Annotated in this window: 24 protein-coding genes; 19 read left to right on the top strand and 5 right to left on the bottom strand. The window is 33.1% G+C overall.

Annotation, left to right across the window (positions count from 1 at the left end; all coding sequences use genetic code 11):
• Nucleotides 1–8 precede the first annotated feature (8 nt).
• The 12 genes from ACHRV0_RS04135 to ACHRV0_RS04080 all read left to right on the top strand — a co-directional run bounded on the left by ACHRV0_RS04135 (nucleotide 9) and on the right by ACHRV0_RS04080 (nucleotide 15,250).
• Nucleotides 9–2,366, top strand: a complete 2,358-nt coding sequence (locus ACHRV0_RS04135) for a patatin-like phospholipase family protein (RefSeq protein ID WP_395439994.1) — start codon at nucleotides 9–11, stop codon at nucleotides 2,364–2,366.
• A 260-nt stretch (nucleotides 2,367–2,626) separates the two neighbouring features.
• Entirely contained in the window at nucleotides 2,627–3,784 is a 1,158-nt protein-coding gene (locus ACHRV0_RS04130) for a homogentisate 1,2-dioxygenase (protein WP_395439993.1), read from the top strand.
• 171 nt (nucleotides 3,785–3,955) lie between these two features.
• On the top strand, nucleotides 3,956–5,116 hold the full coding sequence (hppD, locus tag ACHRV0_RS04125) for a 4-hydroxyphenylpyruvate dioxygenase (RefSeq protein WP_395439992.1): 1,161 nt from the start codon (nucleotides 3,956–3,958) through the stop codon (nucleotides 5,114–5,116).
• 299 nt (nucleotides 5,117–5,415) lie between these two features.
• The gene (locus ACHRV0_RS04120) at nucleotides 5,416–6,189 is read left to right on the top strand and encodes a DUF3108 domain-containing protein (RefSeq protein WP_395439991.1); all 774 of its coding nucleotides are present in this window, start codon (nucleotides 5,416–5,418) and stop codon (nucleotides 6,187–6,189) included.
• Nucleotides 6,186–7,118 (top strand): tryptophan 2,3-dioxygenase family protein, encoded by a 933-nt coding sequence (locus ACHRV0_RS04115; RefSeq protein ID WP_129023356.1) that lies wholly within the window; start codon nucleotides 6,186–6,188, stop codon nucleotides 7,116–7,118. Before ACHRV0_RS04120 ends, ACHRV0_RS04115 begins: the two co-directional genes overlap by 4 nt.
• Nucleotides 7,119–7,149: 31 nt before the next feature.
• On the top strand, nucleotides 7,150–8,370 hold the full coding sequence (locus ACHRV0_RS04110) for a peptidoglycan DD-metalloendopeptidase family protein (RefSeq protein ID WP_089053315.1): 1,221 nt from the start codon (nucleotides 7,150–7,152) through the stop codon (nucleotides 8,368–8,370).
• An 18-nt stretch (nucleotides 8,371–8,388) separates the two neighbouring features.
• Nucleotides 8,389–9,009 (top strand): hypothetical protein, encoded by a 621-nt coding sequence (locus ACHRV0_RS04105; protein WP_395439990.1) that lies wholly within the window; start codon nucleotides 8,389–8,391, stop codon nucleotides 9,007–9,009.
• A gap of 47 nt (nucleotides 9,010–9,056) precedes the next feature.
• Nucleotides 9,057–9,389, top strand: coding sequence for a hypothetical protein (locus ACHRV0_RS04100; protein ID WP_129023354.1), 333 nt, complete (start codon nucleotides 9,057–9,059; stop codon nucleotides 9,387–9,389).
• Nucleotides 9,390–9,513: 124 nt separating this feature from the next.
• A complete protein-coding gene (gene pgi / locus ACHRV0_RS04095; RefSeq protein ID WP_395439989.1) occupies nucleotides 9,514–11,157 on the top strand; it encodes a glucose-6-phosphate isomerase in 1,644 nt (547 codons plus the stop codon).
• A gap of 332 nt (nucleotides 11,158–11,489) precedes the next feature.
• A complete protein-coding gene (locus ACHRV0_RS04090; protein ID WP_371414511.1) occupies nucleotides 11,490–14,144 on the top strand; it encodes a TonB-dependent receptor in 2,655 nt (884 codons plus the stop codon).
• Between the two features lie 103 nt (nucleotides 14,145–14,247).
• Nucleotides 14,248–14,670, top strand: a complete 423-nt coding sequence (locus ACHRV0_RS04085) for a hypothetical protein (protein ID WP_089057133.1) — start codon at nucleotides 14,248–14,250, stop codon at nucleotides 14,668–14,670.
• Nucleotides 14,671–14,761: 91 nt separating this feature from the next.
• The gene (locus ACHRV0_RS04080; RefSeq protein WP_099717978.1) at nucleotides 14,762–15,250 is read left to right on the top strand and encodes a septal ring lytic transglycosylase RlpA family protein; all 489 of its coding nucleotides are present in this window, start codon (nucleotides 14,762–14,764) and stop codon (nucleotides 15,248–15,250) included.
• A 30-nt stretch (nucleotides 15,251–15,280) separates the two neighbouring features.
• Here ACHRV0_RS04080 and ACHRV0_RS04075 read toward each other — a convergent pair whose 3' ends face one another.
• Nucleotides 15,281–15,736: a DinB family protein gene (locus ACHRV0_RS04075; RefSeq protein WP_395439988.1), complete on the bottom strand. Its 456-nt coding sequence runs from the start codon at nucleotides 15,734–15,736 to the stop codon at nucleotides 15,281–15,283.
• Nucleotides 15,737–15,817: 81 nt separating this feature from the next.
• On the opposite strand from ACHRV0_RS04075, the gene ACHRV0_RS04070 reads away from it, so the two are divergent.
• From ACHRV0_RS04070 to nadD, 4 genes are all read left to right on the top strand, one after another.
• Nucleotides 15,818–16,168, top strand: coding sequence for an arsenate reductase family protein (locus tag ACHRV0_RS04070; RefSeq protein WP_129023350.1), 351 nt, complete (start codon nucleotides 15,818–15,820; stop codon nucleotides 16,166–16,168).
• A gap of 94 nt (nucleotides 16,169–16,262) precedes the next feature.
• Nucleotides 16,263–17,123 (top strand): YicC/YloC family endoribonuclease, encoded by an 861-nt coding sequence (locus ACHRV0_RS04065; RefSeq protein ID WP_089053324.1) that lies wholly within the window; start codon nucleotides 16,263–16,265, stop codon nucleotides 17,121–17,123.
• A gap of 103 nt (nucleotides 17,124–17,226) precedes the next feature.
• Nucleotides 17,227–17,799 carry a guanylate kinase gene (gmk, locus tag ACHRV0_RS04060; protein WP_395439987.1) on the top strand — a complete coding sequence of 191 codons (573 nt, stop codon included), beginning with the start codon at nucleotides 17,227–17,229 and terminating at the stop codon, nucleotides 17,797–17,799.
• A 108-nt stretch (nucleotides 17,800–17,907) separates the two neighbouring features.
• Nucleotides 17,908–18,489, top strand: coding sequence for a nicotinate (nicotinamide) nucleotide adenylyltransferase (gene nadD / locus ACHRV0_RS04055; protein ID WP_395439986.1), 582 nt, complete (start codon nucleotides 17,908–17,910; stop codon nucleotides 18,487–18,489).
• A 179-nt stretch (nucleotides 18,490–18,668) separates the two neighbouring features.
• On the opposite strand, the gene ACHRV0_RS04050 is transcribed toward nadD, so the two are convergent.
• Both ACHRV0_RS04050 and ACHRV0_RS04045 read right to left on the bottom strand, forming a co-directional pair.
• A complete protein-coding gene (locus ACHRV0_RS04050) occupies nucleotides 18,669–19,025 on the bottom strand; it encodes a PKD domain-containing protein (protein ID WP_395439985.1) in 357 nt (118 codons plus the stop codon).
• Between the two features lie 67 nt (nucleotides 19,026–19,092).
• A complete protein-coding gene (locus tag ACHRV0_RS04045; RefSeq protein WP_395439984.1) occupies nucleotides 19,093–19,998 on the bottom strand; it encodes a LysR family transcriptional regulator in 906 nt (301 codons plus the stop codon).
• An 85-nt stretch (nucleotides 19,999–20,083) separates the two neighbouring features.
• Between ACHRV0_RS04045 and ACHRV0_RS04040 the strand changes: the two genes are divergently transcribed.
• From ACHRV0_RS04040 to ACHRV0_RS04030, 3 genes are all read left to right on the top strand, one after another.
• On the top strand, nucleotides 20,084–20,845 hold the full coding sequence (locus ACHRV0_RS04040) for a type 1 glutamine amidotransferase domain-containing protein (RefSeq protein ID WP_395439983.1): 762 nt from the start codon (nucleotides 20,084–20,086) through the stop codon (nucleotides 20,843–20,845).
• A gap of 178 nt (nucleotides 20,846–21,023) precedes the next feature.
• A complete protein-coding gene (locus ACHRV0_RS04035; protein ID WP_395439982.1) occupies nucleotides 21,024–22,181 on the top strand; it encodes an iron-containing alcohol dehydrogenase in 1,158 nt (385 codons plus the stop codon).
• 327 nt (nucleotides 22,182–22,508) lie between these two features.
• The gene (locus tag ACHRV0_RS04030; RefSeq protein ID WP_395439981.1) at nucleotides 22,509–23,504 is read left to right on the top strand and encodes an NAD(P)H-dependent glycerol-3-phosphate dehydrogenase; all 996 of its coding nucleotides are present in this window, start codon (nucleotides 22,509–22,511) and stop codon (nucleotides 23,502–23,504) included.
• A gap of 142 nt (nucleotides 23,505–23,646) precedes the next feature.
• Here ACHRV0_RS04030 and ACHRV0_RS04025 read toward each other — a convergent pair whose 3' ends face one another.
• Together ACHRV0_RS04025 and ACHRV0_RS04020 are read right to left on the bottom strand one after the other, a co-directional pair.
• The gene (locus ACHRV0_RS04025) at nucleotides 23,647–24,054 is read right to left on the bottom strand and encodes a hypothetical protein (protein WP_089053331.1); all 408 of its coding nucleotides are present in this window, start codon (nucleotides 24,052–24,054) and stop codon (nucleotides 23,647–23,649) included.
• A 94-nt stretch (nucleotides 24,055–24,148) separates the two neighbouring features.
• Nucleotides 24,149–25,168 carry a phenylalanine--tRNA ligase subunit alpha gene (locus tag ACHRV0_RS04020; RefSeq protein WP_089053332.1) on the bottom strand — a complete coding sequence of 340 codons (1,020 nt, stop codon included), beginning with the start codon at nucleotides 25,166–25,168 and terminating at the stop codon, nucleotides 24,149–24,151.
• Nucleotides 25,169–25,172: the final 4 nt, after the last annotated feature.

The raw sequence follows: 25,172 nt of genomic DNA, 5'->3' as shown, positions 1-25,172 counted from the left end.
AAATTCATATGCGCCCAAACCAGCTGTCAATTTTAAATACTCGGTTAAAAGGATTTTTTTCCGATCCCAACAAGGGAGCTTCTTGGGCCGCTCTTTTTTGGCAGGAAAAAACAATCTTTTCGTTTTCGCAGTTTTCTATTTCCTTCTGGAGTACAGCATTAGTTTTTTCACTTTTATTACTGACTCCACAAAAATCTATTTCACAAGAAAATAAAAGAGACAGTATTAAAAAACCAAAAATTGGATTAGTATTAAGCGGCGGCGGTGCCAAAGGTTTTGCACATATTGGAGTTTTAAAAGTACTGGAAGAAGCCGGAATCAAAATTGATTATATTGGCGGAACCAGTATGGGATCTGTAATTGGCGGACTTTATGCTTCTGGTTACAATGCTTCGCAAATTGACTCTATTTTCAAGAAAACAAATTTCGACGAATTAATAAACGATTATATTCCGCGTTCTTCAAAAAACTTCTACGGCAAGAAAAACGACGAATTGTATGCTATTGTTTTACCATTCAGTAATTTTAAAATTGGTATTCCTGAAGCACTTTCAAAAGGAATGTACAATTACAATTTACTGAGCAGTTTAACTCGTAATGTTCGTCATGTTCGCGATTTCAACAAACTTCCAACTCCGTTTTTATGCATTGGAACTAATATTGAAACCGGCGAAGAAGTATTGCTTAACAAAGGAAATCTAGTTCAAGCCATGATGGCGAGTGCTGCTTTTCCTTCGTTATTTACACCTGTCGAAATCGACGGAAATTTATTAGTCGACGGAGGTGTTGTAAACAATTACCCTATAAAAGAAGTTCGTAATCTTGGCGCCGACATTATTATTGGTGTCGATGTTCAGGATGATTTATTGAATAGAAAAAATCTAAAAAACGCCACTCGAATCTTGGTTCAGATTACCAATCTGCAATCAATTGAAAAAATGAAAAGTAAAGTAAAAGATACTGACATTTATATCAAACCTGATATTCGCGATTATGGTGTAATCTCATTTGACAAGGGAGAAGAAATTATCCGAAAAGGAGAAGAAGCTTCTTTTGCGGTTTACGAAAAAATTAAATCGCTGGTAAACGAAGATAATTTTTATAAAAAACCAAAACTAAAACTTGCCTCAGATACACTTGAAATCGCCGAGATAAACAGTGACAATCTCGAGAATTACACAAAGGAATATATTCGTGGTAAATTACGCTTCAAACCAGGAAGTACGATCACCTATGCTGATCTTAAAACTGGAATCAACAATTTAAATGCTACTCAAAACTTTAGCACTATATCCTATTGTTTAGAGCCCAATGGAGAAAAAAATGACAATTTAGATCTTGTATTAAAAGAAAACCCAACACAGACTTATTTAAAACTTGGTCTTCATTATGATGGTTTGTACAAGAGCGGTATATTATTAAATCTTACTCATAAAAAAACATTCTTAAAAAATGACATTACTTCGCTCGATGTCATTTTAGGCGATAATTTTAGATACGATTTCAACTATTATGTCGAAAATGGATTTAATATAAGTTTTGGATTTCGCTCTAGATTAAATCAATTTAACCGAAATGTAACGACAAACATAAGTACTCTAACAGCACAAAATCCGAATGTAAATCTTATTAATGTCGATTTTATGGATTTAAGCAATCAAGCTTATTTTCAAACCATTTTTGTACAGAAATTTTTAATGGGCGGCGGACTTGAATATAAATATCTTAAAATAAGCTCTCCAACACTAGCAAATATTGACAATGTAATTGACAAAAGCAGTTATCTAAGTGCTTTCGCCTATCTAAAATACGATTCATTTGATGACAAATATTACCCAAATTCAGGATTGTATTTCTCGACAGATCTCCAAACTTATTTAGCATCTTCAAATTATACTAATTTGTTTAAACCATTTTCGATGGCAAAAGCTCAGGTTTCGTACGTAAATACGATCTTCAAAAAGCTTACATTTAAAATAGATGCCGATGCTGGTTTAACGTTTGGAAACGACAGCGTACCATTTTTCGATTATATTTTAGGAGGATATGGATATAACAAAATAAATAATTTCAATTATTTTTACGGCTATGATTTTCTAAGTATTGCAGGAAACAGCTTTATAAAAACCGGAATTACACTCGATTATGAGATTTTCAAAAAAAATCACGTAAATCTTTCGGCCAATTATGCCAATTTGGGCGATGATATATTTAGTACAGTCGACTGGATTTCAATGCCAAAATATTCTGGTTATGCAGTAGGTTACGGACTAGAAACCATTATTGGCCCAATCGAAATTAAACAATCATGGTCGCCCGAAATGTCAAAAAGTTTCACTTGGTTTAGTATAGGTTTTTTATTTTAATTTCGATTTTTTCGAAATATTTTATGTTATAAATAATATAATATGTAATTTTGATCAATAAAAATTACGACATTTGTTATAATGAAAACTAAATGGACAGGTTTATTAGAGTATCTTCAATTCCTCATCAAGAGAAATCCTGAATGAAGCTATCGAATTGAGATAATTAGTCAATACTAATGTTGACTTGATTATCTGTTCACACAATTCACAATTTTCGAATTATCTAATTAATTTTAAAATTATCTAATTGAAAAGCCATGCCATTATACCATAAACTTGGAGATTTTCCTCAAAAGAGACACACCCAATTCGAAAAACCAAACGGAGGTTTTTACTATGAACAATTATTTGGAACCGAAGGTTTTCACGGACATTCGTCACTATCTTATCATGTTCACAGACCAACGCAGGTAAAAGAAATTTTAAATTCCTATTCGGTTGAACCAAAAATTGCAATCGGAAAAAACATAAAATCACTTCTTTTTAAAGGTTTTGAATTAAAACCTGAAAATGACTTTTTAGACAGCCGAAAAGCAATGTTAGTCAACAAAGACTGTATCATTGGTTTGGCTGCACCGAAAAAATCACTTCGAAATTATTTCTATAAAAATGCCGATGCCGATGAAATGCTTTTCATTCATAGAGGAAAAGGAAAATTAAGAACCATGTTAGGAAATATTCCGTTTGAATATGGCGATTATTTGATTATTCCGCGTGGTATTATTTATCAAATTGATTTTGAAACAGAAGACAACCGACTATTTTATGTAGAATCTTATTCTCCATTTTATACTCCAAAACGATATAAAAACCAATCAGGTCAGCATTTAGAGCACTCTCCATTTTGTGAGCGTGATTTTATTTTGCCAAACGAATTGGAAACCTACGACGAAAAAGGAGATTTTTTAATTAAGATTAAAAAAGAAGGCATGATTCACGAAGTGGTTTATGCTACACATCCATTTGATGTTGTGGGCTGGGACGGATACAACTTCCCTTACGGATTTTCAATTCACAATTTCGAACCTATAACCGGGCGTGTTCACCAACCGCCGCCGGTACATCAAACTTTTGAAACAGCAACTTTTGTTGTTTGTTCATTCTGCCCAAGACTTTACGATTATCACCCAAAAGCCATTCCAGCGCCATACAATCACAGCAATATAGATTCTGACGAAGTTTTATATTATGTCGATGGCGATTTTATGAGCCGTAACAATATTGAGCAGGGACATATCACTTTACACCCAAAAGGAATTCCACACGGTCCAGCACCAGGCGCTATGGAACGCAGTATTGGTCATAAAGAAACTCAGGAATTAGCCGTTATGGTTGATACTTTCAGACCTTTAATGGTTACTGAAGAAGCTATGGGTCTTGATGATGGTCAGTACTACAAGTCTTGGTGTGAATAAATTTTACTTTCGATCTAACCGCAAAGTCCGCAAGGATTTTACGCAAAGATCGCTACAAAAAACTTTGCGAACCTTGCGTTTTACTTAGCGTCTTTGCGGTAAAAAATTAACCTAAACACAACATTTCGGAAAAATCAATTAAACGATTAACCGATTAAACAAATAAACATCATGAGTAAAGAAGTTAAATCAGTAGAATACGGATTAGAGAAAATATTTGAAGGAGCACAAGATTTCCTTCCATTATTAGGAACAGATTATGTAGAATTTTATGTAGGGAATGCAAAACAATCTGCGCATTATTATAAAACCGCTTTCGGATATCAGTCATTAGCTTATGCCGGATTAGAAACTGGAGTAAAAGACAGAGCATCTTATGTTCTAAAACAAGATAAAATCAGAATTGTTTTAACTACACCATTAACGGCAGATTCTCCAATAAACGAACATCTTAAAAAACATGGTGACGGCGTAAAAGTGGCAGCACTTTGGGTTGAAGATGCTACAAAATCTTACGAAGAAACGATGAAACGCGGCGCACGTTCTTTTATGGAACCAACCGTAGAAGAAGATGAATTTGGTCAAGTTGTCCGTTCTGGAATTTATACTTACGGAGAAACTGTTCACATTTTTGTAGAAAGAAAAAACTACAACGGTGTTTTCTTGCCAGGTTATAAAGAATGGAAATCAGATTACAATCCAGAACCAACAGGATTAAAATATATTGATCACATGGTTGGAAATGTGGGATGGAACGAAATGAATACTTGGGTAAAATTCTATGAAGACGTTATGGGATTCGTGAATTTCTTATCTTTTGATGACAAACAAATTACTACAGAATATTCTGCATTGATGAGTAAGGTAATGTCAAACGGAAACGGAAGAATTAAATTCCCGATTAACGAACCTGCGGAAGGAAAGAAAAAATCGCAAATTGAAGAATATTTAGATTTTTATGGCGGGCCAGGGATTCAGCATATCGCTATCGCTACAGATGACATCATCAAAACCGTATCACAACTAAGAGCACGCGGTGTTGAATTTTTATCAGCTCCTCCGCATACTTATTACCAAGCAATTCCTGAAAGATTGGGAGTTCATATGGATATGATGAAAGAAGATATCAATGAAATTGAAAATTTAGCGATCATGGTCGATGCCGACGAAGATGGTTACCTTTTACAGATATTTACAAAGCCAGTTCAAGACAGACCAACGCTTTTCTTTGAAATTATTCAAAGAATGGGTGCAAAAGGGTTTGGTGCAGGTAACTTTAAGGCTCTGTTTGAGTCAATTGAGAGAGAGCAAGAATTGAGAGGAACTTTGTAAAATTGCATTATTTTTACATTATGCAAAAAAATTCTCTGTAAAATGATGATTTTTATGCAAATGTTATGTTAAACTTACTATTTGCTATTTTTTTTATGCACTTTGTATCTATCTTTGCACTCGCAAATCAAGAAGGGGTGGTTTCCTTCTAATTTGATATAAATTTCATAATTTATAGTTTTTTGGTTAGTTAATAGCATAAAAACTCAGTCATTCCTTGACTGAGTTTTTTTGTTTTGGTACATTTGGAATAGAATTTGCATTTATTTACCTTTATTATGAAATGTAAAAATTGTACTATGAAAAAGTTCGTCCTCATTATATTGATTATAACGTCATTTAGTTTTGACACTCAAAAAGAAGACGCTTTTGATACTGGAGAATACTTCAAATTCAGAATTCATTACGGAATTGTAAATGCCGGATACGCGACTCTTGAGATTAAAGACGCTACAATAAACAACAAAAAAGTACATCACGCCATAGGAAAAGGCTACACAACCGGAATGTCAAAATTCTTTTTTAAAGTCGAAGACTTATACGAAAGCTACTTTGACAAAGAAACCGGAAGCCCATATCGCTATGTTCGCAAAATTGACGAAGGCGGTTACACTAAAAATCAAGAAGGTTTTTTTAATCTGCCCGATAACAAAGTTTTGGTAAAAGATTACAAACGAAAAACCGAAAAAACAATTGTAGTTACTGATAATGTGCAAGATATTGTTTCGTCTTTTTATTATTTAAGAAACCATCCAAATATCGATAAACTAAAATCAGGAGAATCCATTACAATTGATATGTTTTTTGATGATGAAATCACAAAATTTAAGTTAAAATATGTAGGCCGTCAAGATATTACGACTAAATTTGGAACCGTTTCAACAATGGTTTTCAAACCTCTCGTACAAACTGGAAGAGTCTTTAAAGAAAAGGAAAGCTTAACACTCTGGATAACAGACGACGACAACAAAGTACCAATCAGAATCAAAGCAGATCTTGCCGTTGGATCTCTAAAAGCAGATCTTGATGAATATAAAGGATTAAAAAATCCGCTTAAAGTTAAAAAGAAATGAACCTAACTGATCATTCAGAATCAATTTTAAAAGAAATTGACCTTAAATTTCAAGCCATAAATCAAAAAACTGATGTTCAGTTAGAAGGTTTGCTTTGGTCAAAACCAATTACATATTGGGATTATATACAAACTGATGCTCTTTTAAATTTACAAATACAACGCACCACACTTCCTGACGAAATGGTTTTCATCATGTATCATCAGGTGAACGAATTAATCTTCAAAATGATCTTGTGGGAAATCGATCAAATCGCTGATACAGAAAACATTCAAGCCGATTTTTTCAACGAAAGACTTTCAAGAATTACACGATATTTTGACATGCTTACGAATTCGTTCAGTATTATGGAGAACGGTATGGAAGTAGATCAATACATGAAATTTAGAAATACACTTACTCCTGCCAGCGGTTTTCAAAGTGCACAATATAGAATGATCGAATTTGCATCTACAGATGTTATTAATTTAACAGACCGCAGATACAAAGCAAATTTTGACGAAAACACTGATCTTGAAACAAGTTTTGAGCATTTGTATTGGCAGGCGGCAGGAAAAGATTATCAAACTGGCGAAAAATCTTATTTACTAAATGAATTTGAAAAAAAATATAAAGATCAGTTTTTAAGACAAATGACTTCGTTTAAAACGAAAAACATTTGGCAGAAATTCTCTCAACTACCTGTCGAAGATCAACAAAATAGTGATTTAATTGCAGCAATGCGCCACTACGACAAAACCGTAAATATTACTTGGGTAATGCAGCATTTAAATACTGCAAGAAAATACATCTTAGAAAGCGGAAAAGGAACGGGAGAAGCAACAGGCGGAAGCGACTGGCAAAAATATATGCACCCAAAATACCAACGACGCATCTTTTTTCCTAAATTGTGGACCGAAGATGAATTGTCTAACTGGGGGAACGAATAAACTACTTTAGTTTCCCAAAAAATTTAAAAGTTTGAAAAAAGCATTCGTAATTATAATAGTATTATTTTCAATATTTTCATGCAATAAAACCGCCGAAAAGGTTGAAACAAAAACTATTAAACCAAAAACTAAAAAAGTAGAATTTGGTTTTAATTATGCTGATTTCAATGTTGTTAATGATACTATCGAAAAAGGAGATTCTTTTGGTTCAATAATTCAAGGTCAAAATATTGGCGACAAACAAGTTCACAATATTGTCGAACAAGTAAAAGATTCTTTTAATGTAAGATCAATTCGCTACAACAAACCCTTTACTTTACTTAGAGCTAAAAATAAAACGAATAAATTACAAGTATTTATTTATCAGCCGGATGCATTGTCTTATTATGTAATTGACTTAAGAGACAGTATCGCAAAAGCATATAAAAAAGTAAAACCGGTTACTTTAAAACGTAAAATTATTGGCGGTGTTTTAAAAAGTTCACTATCTGAAACTCTTGGAAACGAGAGTGTAGAAACTGCACTTGCCAGCAGAATTACAAAAGTGTTCTCTTGGTCTATTGACTTCTTTAAACTAAAAAAAGGAGATCGTTACGGACTAATTTTCACAGAACGTTTTATCAATGGCAAAACTTATGATGGTGTCGAAGAACTAGAAGCTGCTTTTTTTGAATATAAAGGCAAAATCGTTTATGCATTTCCATTTGAAAGAGATACCACTTCAGGAAAAATTGAATATTATGATGACGAGGGAAAAACGTTAAAAAACTTTTTCTTAAAAACACCAATCAAATTCAGCCGAATTACTTCTCGCTTTACTGCGAATAGATTCCATCCCGTACAGCATACTTGGAAAGCACACAAAGGAACAGATTATGCAGCGCCAACTGGAACTCCAATTTCAACAACTGCATCAGGAGTTGTCGAAGCAACAGGATACACAGCAGGAAACGGAAATTTTGTAAAAGTAAAACACAACGGAACTTACTCTACTCAATACTTACACATGTCGCGAATTTTAGTTCGACGCGGACAGCGTGTTACACAAGGACAAACTATTGGATTAGTAGGAAGCACAGGACTTGCAACTGGACCTCACGTTTGTTACCGATTCTGGAAGAATGGCGTTCAGGTAGATGCACTTCGACTTAATTTACCAACTGGTGAATCTTTGACTGGAAATGACAGAACTCGTTTCATGAAACAAATCGAACCTTTGAAAAGAGAATTGGACAGTATTGGTAATTTGTAAATTTATCAAATAGAAAACATGAAAAATGCTCGGATTAAAGCAATTTACAATGAAACTTTTTCAGGTTTAAAACTGTTTTACAGAGATACAAATTTACCCGAAAACTTAATTTTGAATTACAAGATCGGACAGATCATTCAGGAAAAAGGTTTTACCGATATGACTTCAATTGGCGGTGGTCTTTTTGGAAATTTTAGATATTTAATTGCCAGCGCTCATCCTAAAGATTTATCAAAATTCAATCCTGATTCAGCAAAAATTGGACATTTTTTACTAGATTCGATTGCTTATTTTAAAGTTTTGGACATTCAAAAAATCGATGACAAAACACAGGTTTTTCTTTTAAATATTCCTGATACTTCAATTTCACTATTTAAAAATTCTTCATCAAATCTTGAAGAAGAAATTATTGAAAAGGCAAGAAAAAAATTCAGCGCCAAAATCAATTCACCCTTAATCCCTGAATTACAAACCGAAAACTGGAAAGAAAGAACTAAGTCTCCAATTGGAATGAGTGATAATGGCGAATTATTTTTTGATGATTCTAAGATTAAAACAGAACCTTTAAAAAGAATAGAAATTAATACCGCCGAGAAAACTATTACTATTAACAAAAAACCTTGGTGGAAGATTTGGTAAAACTTTAATTCAAAAAACATCATTTTATCAAATCACAAGATTAATTAATGAAAAGAATACTATTTGCATTCTCATCGACAATAATACTCGGATGTTCTAATCCAAAGATTTTCATTTTAAAGGATACAAATGAAAACAAATATTACGCATCAGAATTAATCAATAATGCTTTTAAAAATGATCAAATTGATGAATCTCCTCTAATCGTAATAAACGGAATTCCATTTAAATACAACAAACAGCAAGACACCATTTTATTACCGTTGAAAAAATCAGAGATCATAAATTTGGATTTTTTAAACAAGAACAGCAGTCGCATAATATATAACGAAAAAGAAAATGATGGCGCTGTCATAATAACAGCAAAAATTAAAAATTAAAAGCACTAATCTCATAAATCGTTTTCGTAACTATTTGTTATATAATCCCGAACCACTGCCCTTTTAAAAGTTATTTCAGTATTTTTGTGTTTCTAAAAAAAACTAAACTTCAATAAAAATACAAATGGCTTTAAACACAACAAACCCAACCGGGACTGAAGCGTGGAAAAATCTGCAAAACCACTATAACGCAATTCACGAAACTACAATACAAGAATTATTTCAACAAGATAATGCTCGTGCTGCAAAATTTAACTTACAATGGAATGACTTTTTAGTTGATTATTCTAAAAACAATATCAACCAAGAAACTATTTCATTATTATTAGAATTAGCAAATTCTATTGGATTAAAAGATGCAATTGCTCAATATTTTGGCGGAGCAATCATTAATCAAACTGAAAACCGAGCTGTCTTACATACTGCTTTGCGTGCTCCAGAATCGGCAGTTATAAAAGTTGATGGAGAAAATGTAATTCCTGAAGTTTACAAAGTAAAAAACAAAATCAAAAACTTTACAGAGGAAGTAATTTCTGGACAAAGAAAAGGTTTTACTGGAAAAGCTTTTACTGATATTGTAAATATTGGAATTGGAGGCTCAGATCTTGGACCTGTTATGGCTGTTGAAGCTTTACAATTTTACAAAAATCACTTAAAAACACATTTCGTTTCAAATGTTGACGGCGATCACGTAAACGAGATAATCAAAAAATTAAACCCAGAAACTACACTTTTCTTAATCGTTTCTAAAACTTTTACCACTCAAGAAACTTTATCAAATTCTGAAACTATCAAAGAATGGTTTTTAAAATCAGCTTCACAAGAAGATATTGCAAAACACTTCGTGGCAGTTTCAACGAATATTCAAAAGGTAACAGAATTTGGAATTAATCCTGACAACATTTTCCCAATGTGGGATTGGGTTGGAGGAAGATTTTCTTTATGGAGTGCTGTTGGTTTGAGTATTGCCTTAGCAATTGGTTTTGATAACTACAACCAATTATTAGTTGGTGCAAACGAAATGGACGATCATTTCAAATCAACAGAGTTCGACGAGAACATCCCTGTTATTTTAGGATTGTTAAGTGTTTGGTACAACAACTTCTTTGGTGCCGAAAGTGAAGCTTTGATTCCTTACACACAATATCTATCAAAACTAGCTCCTTACTTACAGCAGGCAACTATGGAAAGTAACGGAAAAAGTGTTGGCCGTGACGGAAAACCAGTTAACTACCAAACTGGAACAATTATTTGGGGAGAACCAGGAACAAATTCGCAGCATGCTTTCTTTCAATTAATTCACCAAGGAACAAAATTAATCCCAACGGATTTTATTGGATTCGTAAAGCCACTTTACGGAAATGAAGATCATCATGATAAATTAATGTCAAACTTTTTCGCCCAAACAGAAGCTTTAATGAACGGAAAAACTCCTACACAAGTTCAAGCTGAATTTGACAAACAAGAACTTCCTGCAGAAAAAGCGTCTTACTTATTGCCATTTAAAGTTTTTACAGGAAACAAACCAACCAATACAATCTTAATTCAAAAATTAACTCCTAAAAGCTTAGGATCATTAATTGCTTTATATGAACATAAGATTTTTGTTCAAGGTGTTATCTGGAATATTTTCAGCTTTGACCAATGGGGAGTTGAATTAGGAAAACAACTGGCAAACTCTATTTTAGATGAAATTAACTCTAAAACAGTAAAAAATCACGACAGTTCAACTACATTTTTATTGAACCACTTTTTGAAGAATAAATAAAACCTTAAAAAATAGAGTTTTATAACCTCCTGAAACGCCTTAAATTAACAAAATTTAAGGCGTTTTTTCGCATAAACAACCAGCAAAACGGCAGTTCACCGTAAAAATTTGCAAGTTTAACACTACACAACCGAACACATTCTTACGATTTTAACAAAAAACAGGCGTGTAAAATCAAAAAAACGTTGTTTTATGCAAACAAAAAAGAAAAAATCATTTTAATGCGCAACAAATTTTATAAAACTTACTTTTCTTAACATTTTGATAACACTATCTGATTTAATTGTTATAATTTTGCCAAAAACAAATAACAAAAACAACAAATGAAGAAAATGAAAAATTGGTTACTTACAGGACTATTTTTTATGGTAGTTTCAACTGTATTCTCTCAGGGAAAAATTACTGGTACTATTACTGATGGTATAGTTTCATTACCAGGAGCTAATGTAGTTATCAAAGGTTCTACAACATCAACATCTACTGATTTTGATGGAAAATTTACTATTGATTCGCCTACAGCTGCTGGAGAATTATACATCACTTACTTAGGTTACAACAACTTAACAGTAAAATTCACAGTTTCTAAAGGAGCTACAACTAACTTAGGAAAAATTGTTTTAGAATCTGATTCTAATCAATTAGAAGAAATTGTAGTAATGGGTAAAGGAATTATCGATTTAGCTAAAGATAGAAAAACTCCTATCGCAGTTTCTACTATTAAAGCTGCTGAAATTCAAGCTAAAATAGGTACTGCAGACATTACACAAACAATGGTAAACACTCCATCTGTTTATGTTGCTGGTCAATCTGGAGGTTACGGAGATTCAAGAATCAGTGTTCGTGGATTTGCTCAAGATAACACCGCTTTCTTATTAAACGGTCAACCAATCAACGGTATGGAAGACGGTAAAGTATACTGGTCTAACTGGTCTGGTTTATCTGATATCGCAAATGCTGTACAAATTCAAAGAGGTTTAGGATCTTCAAAATTAGCAATCTCTTCTGTAGGAGGTACTGTAAACTTTATTACAAAAGCTACTGAAAAAAATGAAGGTGGTTTTGTTTCTTTAGGAGTTGCAAATGATAATTACTTCAAAACTACTGCTGCTTACAACACAGGTATGAGCAAAAGCGGATGGGGAACAAGTGTAATGTTATCTCACTGGCAAGGTGACGGATACAATGACGGAACAAAAGGTGAAGGACAAACTTACTTTATTTCTGTTGGATATAAAGCTAATGACAAACACAGTTTCAACTTCTTGTTAACTGGTGCTCCACAATGGCACGATCAAAACTTTACAAAGTCTATTGACAGCTATTTAAAATACGGAAGAAAGTACAACAATAACTGGGGTACTCAAAACGGAGAATACAAATCTGAAAGAACAAACTACTACCACAAACCAGTTGCTAACATAAACTGGGATTATGATATTAGTGACAAAACACAACTTTCTACCGTATTATACGGATCTTGGGGAAGAGGTGGAGGAACTGGAAGCTACGGTACTAAACCAGCTACTGCTGCAGGAGGTCAAATAAATTTTGATGGTATCTTTGCAAGCAATCAAGCTATTATTAACGGTAAAGGAAATGCTGACGGTAGAAGTACAAATGGTGCTTACGTAATTAGAGCTAGTGTTAATAACCACGCTTGGTACGGTTTAGTATCTAACTTAAAAAACCAACTTACTGACAATTTAGCTTTAAATGTTGGTCTTGACTTAAGAACATACAAAGGAACTCACTTCAGACAAGTTTCTGACTTCATGGGATTGTCAAGCTGGACTGATACAAGAAACCTTAAAGATGGTAATAGTAACCCAAGCGGTACTATGAAAAGTAACTATGTTACAGAATCTGGAAGAGCATTGCCTTGGCCTGCAACTTTCAACACAATTGCAGAAGATCAAAGAATTGATTACGATTACGGAGAAACTATTTCTTACGGTGGTGTATTTAGCCAGTTAGAATATTCAAAAGATAACTTTTCTGCATTCTTCCAAGGATCGCTTTCAAACCAATCTCACAGTAGAGTTGATAGATTCGATTACTTACCACAATACCAAGATTCTAAAAAAGTTAACAACGTAGGTTACAACGTAAAAGGAGGAACTAGCTACAAAATTGCTGAACAACATACAATTTATGCAAATGCTGGTTACTACAGCCGTCAACCTTACCACGATAACATCTATTTGAACTTTACAAATGCGGTAAACCCATTAACTAAAAACGAAAAAATATTTGGTCTTGAAGCTGGATATACTTTCGCTTCAAAAATAGTAACTGCAAGTGTTAATGCTTACAGAACTTCTTGGAAAGACAGAGTTACAACTACATCTACTACTGCTACTGCTGCTGATATTATTAAATATCCATCTTTACAATTAGGTGATTTAATTTACAAAACTAACGAAGGTGTTGAGCAGGTTCACACTGGTGTAGAGTTAGATTTCGTTGCAAAACCAACTCACAATCTTAACTTAACAGGATTCTTATCAGTTGGAGACTGGCAATATAAAGGTAATACAGTAACTACAACTAGAGACGAAAGCTTATCTACTTTAGACAAAGTTCAACAAGATGTTGACGGTGGAAAAGTTGGAGATGGTGCTCAAGTAACATACGGTTTAGGTTTCAGATATGAATTCGTTAAAAACCTTTCTATCGATGCTGACTGGAGATATTATGACAAATTATACTCAAATGTTGGTGCCGTAAAAAACAACTTAGAATTACCAAGCTACGATTTAGTTGACTCAGGTATCTCATACAAATTGTTTATTGGAAAAGGAAAACACGATTCTATCGGATTCAGAGTTAATGTTAACAACGTATTTGATGAAGTTTATTTGTCTGAATTGACTACAGCTACAGCTGTAACACCAACTTCAAACAACTACAAAGGAATTAACGTTGCAAACACAGGATACTTTGGTTTAGGAAGAACTTGGAACTTTAGCTTACGCTACAATTTCTAATAAAGAACCAAACTAAATAAGAAAAAACGGCATTGACTTTTAAGTTTAATGCCGTTTTTTATTGCCCATTTTTGTTATATTTGTTTCAATAAAAATTTAATTTATGTACCATTTTTTACAAAAATTTCACTCAGGTTGGGCCTATTTAGCACTATTGCTTTTAGCAATTGCAGTAATAAATGCTATTATCGGATTCTCTTCTAAAAAAGAATTTACAGCAAAAGATCGCAAGATTTCTTTATTTGCTTTAATCGGAACTCATACACAATTGTTGATTGGTTTAATCCTTTATTTTGTGTCTCCGTTAGGAAAAGCAGCTTTTGGACAAATGTCTAATGCTGAACTTAGATTAACTTCTTTAGAGCATCCGCTGATCAATATTATCGCCATCGTTTTAATTACTATTGGATGGTCAAAACATAAAAAGCTAATCAACAGCGAAGCAAAATTTAAAACATTTGCTATATTTTACGGATTAGGATTATTACTTATTTTAAGTAGAATTCCATGGAACCTTTGGTTCTAAAAACACCAATTAAAGCCCTAGAAAAATAGGGCTTTTTTTATCTCGGCATATTATTTGTACAAACTCCCCCAAGTCTGAAAAAAAATAAATCATGAGTAAAAAGAATATCATACTTACCACATTTGCAATAACTTTTTTAAGTTGCTTTACCTACATTATAAGCCAAACAAAACCAGTAATTGAACAAAAATCAACTCAAGATACTGTAAAAAACAACAGACCCAGCATAATTGCTATGCCAACCGATTCTGTTTTTACAGACAAAGGCTTAAAATTAAAATTATACAAAAAAACAGCTCACGCATCCTACTATGCGGATCGTTTTAACGGTAGAAAAACAGCTGATGGAAGCAGATTCAGCAACAGTAAATATACTGCTGCGCATAAAAAACTTCCTTTTGGAACAAGAGTTAAAGTAACTAATGAAGCCAACGGAAAATTTGTAATTGTAAAAATTACAGATCGCGGTCCATTCGTAAAAACTCGTGAAATCGACCTTTCAAAACGGGCCTTTATGGAAATCACCAAAAATAAAGGTGCTGGCGCGATGAAAGTTACAATCGAAACAATAATAGAATAAAAAAATCCCGCTCAAGGCGGGATTTTTTTATTATACAAACTTCTTAATACTCATCATAACTCCCGTATGAAGTCCTTCATGATAATTATTAAAATCCAAAGCCCCTTCAATATTCTTTAAAGTGTAACCTATACTTGTACTGTACTCCATGTAGTTAACAAAAATACCTTTCTCAAAATCGCTTTCAACTTGTTTTAAAGTTGACAAAAGAAGCCTTTTAATATCATCAACCTCATCTTGAGAAACATCACCTTCTGGCTTAGTTCCTTTTTTATACTTTGCCATAAACTCTTCAGAAATATTTCCCGGTAAACCTGACAATTTATAAACTAAAGCTTGTTGAACAGATAAACAATGCCCCGCATTCCAAATTAAATTATTACTAAATCCTTCTGGAATTTTGTTTAATTGTTCTAATGTATAATTATCTAAAATCTTCAAAATAACTTCCCTAATGGTTTTCTGTACATTAAAAACTGATTTCATAAATATTTTTTTTTTTATAAAATTAATGATTTTTAAGTTTTAAATGATTTTTCTTTGCAGTCTAACAAACTTGTAAAAAAAATGAACAAAATATATTATTTAGCTTCTTGCGACACTTGCCGAAAAATCATTAAAAGTTTACCAGAAAATCATAATTTAGTTTTTCAAGACATCAGACAAAACCCGATTACCGAAACGGAACTTGAGGAAATGTATACGCTTTCTGGAAGCTATGAAGCATTATTCAGTAAAAAAGCACAATTGTACAAGTCAATGGATTTAAAAAACAAATCGTTGACTGAAGCCGATTTCAAAAAGTACATTTTAGAACACTACACTTTCTTAAGTCGTCCCGTTTTTATTATTGACGGAAAAATTTACATCGGCAACAGCCAAAAAAATATTGCAGAAGTTATAAAAGTTTTGAGCTAGGATTTTTTCCTCGTTTATACAATTACACAGATTATTGAATTACAGCGCAAGACTTCAAACTTTTAGTTATCTTTGCGCCTTTATACTCAATTATATGATACAATCTATGACAGGGTTCGGCAAAGCTTCTTTGCAATTGCCTACAAAAAAAATTACCGTTGAAGTAAAGTCCTTAAATAGCAAAGGTTTAGATTTAAACGTAAGAATGCCGTCGCTTTATCGCGAAATGGAACTAGGTTTAAGAACTCAAATCGCAGCAAAACTGGAAAGAGGTAAAATTGATTTCGGAATTTATATCGAAAGCACCTCTGAACAAACTTCAACAAAAGTAAATGTACCTGTCGTAAAAAACTACATTGCCCAATTAAAAGAGGTTTATCCTGATGCAGATGAAACTGAGTTAATGAAAATGGCTGTTCGTATGCCAGATACATTAAAAACAGAACGCGAAGAAATCGACGAAAACGACTGGGAACAAATTCAAGTTATTATTGACGAAGCGCTTCAAAACATTCTTGGTTTTAGAAAAGATGAAGGAGAATCTCTTGAAAAGGAATTCAACTTAAGAATTGGTAATATTCGTCAATATATGAATGACGCTTTGGCATTAGATCCAGAACGTGTTCAAGCCATTAAAGATCGTTTACAAACTGCAATTTCAGAATTACAAGTTAATGTTGATGAAAATCGTTTTGAGCAGGAATTAATCTACTACTTAGAAAAGTTGGATATAACCGAAGAGAAAGTGCGTTTAACGAACCATTTAGACTATTTCTTAGAAACTTTAAATGGAAATGAAGCCAACGGTCGAAAACTAGGCTTTATTACTCAAGAAATGGGTCGTGAAATCAACACTATGGGTTCAAAATCAAATCACGCACAAATGCAAAAGCTGGTTGTGATGATGAAAGATGAATTAGAAAAGATTAAAGAACAGGTTTTGAATGTACTTTAAAAGCCGTAAGCTTTAAGCTTTAAGCTATAAGCTATAGGCAACAAAAAATACCGCACAAATATTAAAGCTTAAAGCATATTGCTTAAAGCCTAAAGCATACACAATGAACAAAGGAAAATTAATTGTTTTTTCAGCACCTTCAGGATCGGGAAAAACAACTATAGTAAAACATTTACTAAGGAAAGAAGATTTAAACTTAGAATTTTCGATCTCGGCAGCTTCTCGCGACCCACGCGGAGAAGAAGAACACGGAAAAGATTATTATTTTATTTCGTTAGAACAATTCAAAAAACATATTAAGGCCGAAGAATTCCTGGAATGGGAAGAAGTTTATCGCGATAATTTTTACGGCACATTAAAGTCGGAAATTGAGCGTATTTGGGCTTTAGGAAAAAATGTAATATTTGACATTGATGTTGCGGGCGGATTACGTATCAAACATAAATTTCCAGAACAAACTTTAGCCGTTTTCGTAAAACCTCCAAGTGTCGATGAACTAAAACGCCGATTAAAACAACGTTCTACTGAAAGTGACGATAAAATTAATATGCGAATTGCAAAAGCATCTGTCGAATTAGCTACAGCACCTCAATTTGACACTATTATAAAAAACTACGATTTAGATACTGCAAAAGAAGAAGCATATCAATTGGTAAAAGAATTCATTAATAAGTAATTTATTCCGCCAAAATTCAAAAAGCAAAAGCACAAAGATTCACAAAGTACATTTAAAACTTTGTGAATCTTTGTGCTATCTTAGCGAATTTCTGTGAAACTCTAAAAAATGAAAATAGGACTTTACTTCGGAACGTATAACCCCATTCATGTTGGTCATTTGATCATTGCCAATCACATGGCTGAGTTTGCAGATTTAGATCAGATTTGGATGGTTGTTACCCCTCATAATCCGCTAAAAAAGAAAGCAACCCTACTCGATGATCATCACCGTTTGCAAATGGTCTTTCTAGCGACGGAAAACTATCCTAAAATCAAACCTTCAGATATTGAGTTTAAACTGCCGCAGCCTAATTATACAATCGTTACGTTAGCGCATTTACAAGAAAAATACCCAAGTCATGAATTCTCTTTGATTATGGGCGAAGACAATCTAAAAACGCTTCATAAATGGAGAAACTACGAGGTGATTCTCGAAAACCATGATATTTATGTTTACCCGCGCATCTCTGATGAGCCAGAAAACACCGAATTAAAATCACATCCAAAAATTCATGTAATTGATGCTCCTATTGTAGAAATTTCATCAACTTTTATTCGAAACAACATTAAAGAAGGCAAAAACATTCAGCCTTTACTGCCTCCAAAAGTTTGGGAATATATCGATCACAATAATTTATATAAAAAATAAAAAATCATTTTACATACGATCTTGTCATTTCGAGGAACGAGAAATCACACTCGAAAATGCACAAAGTATGGCAACTTTAGGAACGAAATTTCGTATGTGATTTTTAGGTTGAAATGACAAATAGAACACAAAAAAAAGCCTGAATTTAAAATTCAGGCTTTCTTTTTATTTGTCAGTTCCTAGTTAACCGTTACACTTCTCTTTGGAACAGATGTACATTCTTGACCATCTTTTTTAACCGTAACCTCTGCCTTAGCTTCATACGTTCCAGCAGCAGCATAAGTATGAGAAACATCTTTTCCAGTTGCTGTACTACCATCGCCAAATGTCCATTTTACAGAAACTAAGGTTCCTGTTCCGCTGTAACCAACTGAATAATTCATTATCTTAGGATTATTAGCATCTGTCGAATTATGCAATTTAACAAAAATTGACTCTGCTAAGCAATCTACTATCGCCTCGCTATCACTCTTACTGCAAGAATTACTCATAAAAACAGCTGCAATAAGAACTAACGCTGATACAAACTTTTTCATTTTTGAAAATTTTAGTGGTTTATGCATCAAAATTATTGTTTTAAACAACAAAAACAAATGATTTAAATCATAATCTGTTACCAAAAAACAATTTTAGTTCTTTTGAAATAATCTCAAAAAGCGCATTTAAATTATTGTTTTTGGGCGCTAGTAAATACACATATTCTTCTGGAACGTGAAAACTATTCCACACTAACTGTAGCTTATTTTCTTTAATAAAACTTCTTGCGTTACAATTCCACGTTACCGCCACTCCTTCATTTTTAGACAAAAGTCGCAGCATTTCAGATTCTGAAGGAATAATATAATTAGGAACCATTGAAGGTCTTTTTTTATTAAAAGCATGGAGCCAAAATAATTTTATATACGGAATTCGGGCATCATGGCTGTACCATTTTTGACCATTCAACCATTGTTCTATCTCAACAAAATTATCTGCTTTTAATCTCTGACGAAATTCTGTTATATCTAAAGTTGTTGGCGCAACCACTATTAATTTAATTTTTCCAACAATTTCATAAGTAGTATCAAAAGTGTCGAACCTTTTTGTGGTAATTGCAAAATCAAGTTTTTTAGAATCGACTAATGCAAAAAGTTCGTCGTTCTCTGCAAAAGTAAAATCGATCAAATCAAACTTTGAAATTAAGAGATTCCCTATACACTCAAAATGGTGTTTTGAAATTCCAACAGAAATTAATCGGTTAGCATCTTCAGCTTTAGCTCTAAAACCAGCCTCGACACTTTCGAGCCTGTCCAGCGCATCTATAATCAAATTATTCAGTAACTTAGCATATTCCGTTGGCTCTACTCCTTTTGATTTTCGATTAAATAATTTATTCCCAACATGAGCTTCGAGCATAGAAATTTGCTGACTAACGGCCGGCTGACTCATAAATAATTCCTTTGCAGCCACCGAAAAATTGCCGTTTTTATAAACAGCCTTAAAAGTTCTGTACCATTCTAGATTTACCATGACATAAATTTATTTATAACAAACATAGTTTATTTTATTTTTACTAATATCACTTAAGCTGTAAATTTGTTCAAAATTTAATATTATGAAGAAAATAACTTTACTCGCAATAATTGCATTTACGGCTGTAAGCATTTCGGCTGTTGCTCAAAAATCAAATAAAAAAGAGATGAAAAAAGTATTATTTGTTGTTACCAGTAATGATAAGCTGGGCAATACAGGAGAAAAAACTGGATTTTGGTCAGAAGAATTTGCTGCACCATATTATGAGTTATTAGATCAGGGAGTCGAAATCACAATTGCTTCTCCTCTTGGCGGACAACCTCCAATTGATCCTAAAAGTGCCGATCCGTCATCAGCAACAGAAGACACAAAACGTTTTGATGCCGATAAGGTTTTACAAGAAAAGCTAAAAAACACTTTAAAACTTTCGACTGTTAATCAAAAAGATTATGATGCCGTTTTTTACCCTGGAGGTCATGGACCACTTTGGGATTTAGTTGAAGATAGAAATTCTATCTCCTTAATCGAGTCGTTTTATACACACAACAAACCTGTTGCTTTTGTATGTCATGCGCCAGCTGTTTTGAAAAACGTAAAAGTAAAAGGCGAATATTTAGTAAAAGGCAAAAAAATAACTGGATTTACTAATGATGAAGAAGAAGCTGTTGGTTTAACTAAAGTTGTTCCGTTTTTATTGGAAGATGCTTTATCATCAAATGGAGGGATTTTTTCAAAAGGACCAAACTGGCAGCCATATGCGGTTGAAGACGGACTTTTAATTACAGGTCAAAATCCTGCATCGTCTAAACTGGTAGCCGGCAAATTATTACAAAAAATTAAATAAGATGCTGAGGGACTGAGATGCTAAGACTCTAAAGTTCTTCTCTTAGGAACTAAAAAAAGCTAACGTCTCATAAGCAAATTGACAAATAAAAAAATTAACCAAGATGTTAAGATCTTGAATCCACTAAGAAAAAACCTTAGAGCCTCAGAATCTTAGCATCTTAGAACCTTAAAAAAAAATGCTAAACTTTGAATTATACAATCCGACGAATTTAATTTTCGGAAAAGGACAAATTGAAAAACTATCAACTCTAGTTCCAAAAGAGGCTAAAATTCTTTTGGCTTACGGAGGGGGAAGTATTTTTAAAAATGGTGTTTACGATCAAGTAATCGCAAACTTAAAGGGTTTTGAAATTGTGGAATTTGGCGGAATCGAACCAAATCCAAGATTTGAAACTTTAATGAAGGCAGTTGACGTTATTAAAACTGAAAAAATTAATTTTATTCTTGCCGTTGGCGGAGGATCAGTAATTGATGGTGTAAAATTTATCTCGGCAGCTGTAAATTTTGATGGAAATCCGATTGTTATTCTGCAAAAAAGAATCTTAATTACAGAAAATGCCATGCCTTTTGGAACTGTTTTAACGCTTCCAGCGACTGGAAGCGAAATGAATTCAGGTTCTGTTGTAACTATCGAATCTACTCAGGAAAAACTGGCTTTTGGCGGAAGCGCAATGTTCCCAAAATTCTCTATTTGCGACCCAACGGTTATCGCTTCTTTACCAAAAAGACAAATTCAAAATGGTGTTGTTGATGCTTACACGCACGTAATGGAACAATACTTAACCTATCCGCATGAAGGTTTTTTACAAGACCGAATTGCTGAGGGAATTTTACAGACTTTAATTGAAATAGGTCCAAAAGTGGTTGAAAATCCAACTGATTATGCATTAGCTTCAAACTTTATGTGGAGTTGTACTATGGCGTTGAACGGATTAATTCAAAAAGGCGTTCCTCAAGATTGGGCAACTCATATGATAGGACATGAATTAACTGCACTTTACGGAATTGATCATGCAAGAACTTTAGCTATTATTGGCCCAAGTTTATACAACGTAATGTTTGAGACTAAAAAAGGCAAACTGGCACAATATGGCCGACGTATTTTTAATCTTTCAGGATCTGATGATGAAGTGGCAAAAGAAGCAATTAATAAAACGGTAGAATTTTTCCATACAATGGGAATGGACACAAAACTATCTCAATACACAGAAAATTATAGTAATACTGCCGATTTCATCGTAAATCGTTTTGACGAAAGAGGTTGGAAAGGTCTAGGAGAAAATCAATTAATAACTTTAGACAAAGTAAAATCTATTGTTGAACTTAGTTATTAATTGATCAGTAAAAATCAACTGTAAGTGCTAAAAAATGAGTACTAGCAACTAATAAAAAAAGGCGTTCTTAACTAGTTTAAGAGCGCCTTTTTAAAATACTAAAACAAAACTAACTAACTCAATTCTTGCTAAACTCATTAAATTCTAATTTATAAACAGTTACAACGTAAGGATTTTATTTTTATTGTGTTTCTCAAAAAATATTTTTTACTTTAATTGAAAACTGCTGAAAACCATTGCTATTATATACAAGCAAATAAATTTCTTAAATCAGATTTTGTATTATTACTACTTTATTAAGTACTTTTGTTTTAAATTATTAAAATAATGAGTGAAAAGTTAAAATTTGCAGTAATTGGAGGAGGAAGCTGGGCAACGGCAATTGCAAAAATGTTGTGCGTTAATCTTTCAGAAATTGCGTGGTATATGCGTAATGAATCTGCGATCGAACATATTCAGAAATACAAACACAATCCAAATTACCTAAGCTCTGTTGAGTTTGACACTAACAAGCTTAAACTAACCAGCAATATAAATGAAGCGATCGAATATGCAGATTACATCATTTTTGCTATCCCATCTGCTTTTTTAGATGCCGAATTAAAAAACATGACGGTTTCTTTATCTGATAAAATTATTTTTTCAGCAATTAAAGGTATCGTTCCTGAAACAAGTTTAATTGTTGGCGAGCATTTTCATATTCAATACGATATTCCATATTACAACATAGGAGTTATTACAGGTCCTTGTCATGCTGAAGAAGTGGCATTAGAAAGACTTTCTTATCTGACAATTGCTTGCGGTGATCCCGAAAAAGCTTCTACTGTAGCAAAATCTCTTTCAGGAAATTATATTAAAGCTAAAATTTCAGACGACATTATCGGAACTGAATACGCAGCAATGCTTAAAAACATTTACGCAATTGCCGCCGGAATTGCACATGGTTTAGGTTATGGCGACAATTTCCAATCGGTCATGATGAGTAACGGAATTCGCGAAATGAAAAAATTCATTCGTAAAGTGCATAAAATGAAACGCAACATTAATGATTCTGCTTATTTGGGCGATTTATTAGTTACAGGATATTCTATTTTTTCAAGAAATAGGATGTTCGGAAATATGATTGGAAAAGGATATACAGTAAAAAGCGCCATGATGGAAATGAGCATGGTTGCCGAAGGTTATTACGCCACAAAAAGTGCTTATAAACTAAATCAAGGTTACGGCGCAAAAACACCAATTATAGACGCTGTTTATGCTGTTTTATACGAAGGAAAAGATGCTAAAACGGTTTTCAAGAAATTAACGGAGTCTTTGGATTAAGTATTCAGTGGTCAGTTTTTAGTGATCAGTTAAAATAAAAAAGTCCGAAAAAATATTTTTTTCGGACTTTTTTATTTTAACGCTTAGTTTCAATTTTAAACTGAATACCATGACTGGCCACTAAAAACTGACCACTGAACAACTACTTCACCATAATTCCTTCAACAAACAAAATTGGCACTTCTTCAGTATCATTTTCGTTGATTAAATTAGATTTGAAAGTAAATTTCTTATCGTACAAAGTATTTCCGATGAAAAAAGTCACCATAAATTCATTGTTCATAACCAGAAGACTTTTCTCAATCATCTCAATTTTTACTACAGAAACTGCTGGAACTTCAACAAAAGCATGACGCAAAATTGAGGTTTTTTTCATTTCTCCATCAATAGTTCCAAATGCTTTTGAAACCACCATTACGCTGTCTAAATTAAAATCGCTGTCATTTACAAGATAAGCATACCATACTTTCTCCATAAAATCGTCGCTCCATTCCTGAACCGCCGCTAAAAACACGTTTTCAACTATCGGAATTATTATATCTTTTTTCATTTTAGTCAAAAGTTTAAAAGTCGAAAGTCATAAAGTCGAAAACCTCAAAGTAATGACTTTATGACTTTCGACTTTATGACTTTTAGACTTAGAATTATATATTTGCTTTGAATTGCTCTAAGAAACGAACATCGTTTTCATAAAACATACGGATATCGCCAATTTGGTATAAAAGCATCGCAATACGCTCTACTCCCATTCCAAATGCAAAACCGTTGTATTCATCTGGATTTATATCACAGTTTTTCAAAACGTTAGGATCAACCATTCCACAACCTCCAATTTCTAACCATCCTGTACCTTTTGTAATACGATAATCAGTTTCAGTTTTTAAACCCCAATAGATATCAATTTCAGCACTTGGTTCTGTAAATGGAAAGTATGACGGACGAAGACGAATTTTAGATTTTCCGAACATTTCTTTTGTAAAATAAAGTAACGTTTGTTTCAAATCAGCAAAAGAAACATCTTTATCAATATACAATCCTTCAACTTGATGAAAAATACAGTGCGAACGAGATGAAATTGCTTCGTTACGGAATACACGTCCTGGAGAAATTGTACGAATTGGCGGTTTATGATTTTCCATATAACGCACCTGAACAGATGATGTATGCGTACGCAACAACACATCAGGATTTGTTTGGATAAAAAACGTATCTTGCATATCACGCGCCGGATGATATTCAGGCAAGTTCAATGCTGTAAAATTATGCCAGTCGTCTTCTATTTCCGGACCTTCAGAAACGTTGAAACCAATATTAGCAAAAATATCAATAATCTGATTTTTAACGATCGAAATCGGGTGGCGAGAACCAATAATTACTGGCTCTGCTGCACGTGTTAAATCTCCAAAAACTCCTTTTGTTTCTTGTTTGCTCTCCAGTTCTTCTTGAATAACGCGAACTTTTTCTTCAGCAACAGCTTTTAGAGTATTAATTACCTGTCCAAAATCTTTTTTCTGGTCGTTTGGAATGTTCTTGAACTCTGTAAAAAGTTCTTTCAACAATCCTTTACTACCTAAATATTTAATACGGAATTGCTCTAAGGATTCTTTATTTTTGTCATTAAAGGCTTTAGCTTCCTCTATATGTTCTTTTATCTTGTCTATCATTTTC

This window comes from Flavobacterium sp. FlaQc-30, assembly GCF_044005885.1.
Classification (GTDB): domain Bacteria; phylum Bacteroidota; class Bacteroidia; order Flavobacteriales; family Flavobacteriaceae; genus Flavobacterium.
The sequence above is the reverse complement of the archived record's forward strand: the minus strand, read 5'-3'. Positions and strand labels throughout refer to the sequence as shown.

What these genes read in the sequence shown, in the direction of transcription:
- ACHRV0_RS04135 (WP_395439994.1), top strand. Translation starts at nt 9, where the DNA reads ATGCGCCCAAACCAGCTGTCAATTTTAAATACTCGGTTAAAAGGATTT.
- ACHRV0_RS04130 (WP_395439993.1), top strand. Translation starts at nt 2,627, where the DNA reads ATGCCATTATACCATAAACTTGGAGATTTTCCTCAAAAGAGACACACC.
- hppD (WP_395439992.1), top strand. Translation starts at nt 3,956, where the DNA reads ATGAGTAAAGAAGTTAAATCAGTAGAATACGGATTAGAGAAAATATTT.
- ACHRV0_RS04120 (WP_395439991.1), top strand. Translation starts at nt 5,416, where the DNA reads ATGAAAAAGTTCGTCCTCATTATATTGATTATAACGTCATTTAGTTTT.
- ACHRV0_RS04115 (WP_129023356.1), top strand. Translation starts at nt 6,186, where the DNA reads ATGAACCTAACTGATCATTCAGAATCAATTTTAAAAGAAATTGACCTT.
- ACHRV0_RS04105 (WP_395439990.1), top strand. Translation starts at nt 8,389, where the DNA reads ATGAAAAATGCTCGGATTAAAGCAATTTACAATGAAACTTTTTCAGGT.
- ACHRV0_RS04100 (WP_129023354.1), top strand. Translation starts at nt 9,057, where the DNA reads ATGAAAAGAATACTATTTGCATTCTCATCGACAATAATACTCGGATGT.
- pgi (WP_395439989.1), top strand. Translation starts at nt 9,514, where the DNA reads ATGGCTTTAAACACAACAAACCCAACCGGGACTGAAGCGTGGAAAAAT.
- ACHRV0_RS04090 (WP_371414511.1), top strand. Translation starts at nt 11,490, where the DNA reads ATGAAAAATTGGTTACTTACAGGACTATTTTTTATGGTAGTTTCAACT.
- ACHRV0_RS04085 (WP_089057133.1), top strand. Translation starts at nt 14,248, where the DNA reads ATGTACCATTTTTTACAAAAATTTCACTCAGGTTGGGCCTATTTAGCA.
- ACHRV0_RS04080 (WP_099717978.1), top strand. Translation starts at nt 14,762, where the DNA reads ATGAGTAAAAAGAATATCATACTTACCACATTTGCAATAACTTTTTTA.
- ACHRV0_RS04075 (WP_395439988.1), bottom strand. Translation starts at nt 15,736, where the DNA reads ATGAAATCAGTTTTTAATGTACAGAAAACCATTAGGGAAGTTATTTTG.
- ACHRV0_RS04070 (WP_129023350.1), top strand. Translation starts at nt 15,818, where the DNA reads ATGAACAAAATATATTATTTAGCTTCTTGCGACACTTGCCGAAAAATC.
- ACHRV0_RS04065 (WP_089053324.1), top strand. Translation starts at nt 16,263, where the DNA reads ATGATACAATCTATGACAGGGTTCGGCAAAGCTTCTTTGCAATTGCCT.
- gmk (WP_395439987.1), top strand. Translation starts at nt 17,227, where the DNA reads ATGAACAAAGGAAAATTAATTGTTTTTTCAGCACCTTCAGGATCGGGA.
- nadD (WP_395439986.1), top strand. Translation starts at nt 17,908, where the DNA reads ATGAAAATAGGACTTTACTTCGGAACGTATAACCCCATTCATGTTGGT.
- ACHRV0_RS04050 (WP_395439985.1), bottom strand. Translation starts at nt 19,025, where the DNA reads ATGAAAAAGTTTGTATCAGCGTTAGTTCTTATTGCAGCTGTTTTTATG.
- ACHRV0_RS04045 (WP_395439984.1), bottom strand. Translation starts at nt 19,998, where the DNA reads ATGGTAAATCTAGAATGGTACAGAACTTTTAAGGCTGTTTATAAAAAC.
- ACHRV0_RS04040 (WP_395439983.1), top strand. Translation starts at nt 20,084, where the DNA reads ATGAAGAAAATAACTTTACTCGCAATAATTGCATTTACGGCTGTAAGC.
- ACHRV0_RS04035 (WP_395439982.1), top strand. Translation starts at nt 21,024, where the DNA reads ATGCTAAACTTTGAATTATACAATCCGACGAATTTAATTTTCGGAAAA.
- ACHRV0_RS04030 (WP_395439981.1), top strand. Translation starts at nt 22,509, where the DNA reads ATGAGTGAAAAGTTAAAATTTGCAGTAATTGGAGGAGGAAGCTGGGCA.
- ACHRV0_RS04025 (WP_089053331.1), bottom strand. Translation starts at nt 24,054, where the DNA reads ATGAAAAAAGATATAATAATTCCGATAGTTGAAAACGTGTTTTTAGCG.
- ACHRV0_RS04020 (WP_089053332.1), bottom strand. Translation starts at nt 25,168, where the DNA reads ATGATAGACAAGATAAAAGAACATATAGAGGAAGCTAAAGCCTTTAAT.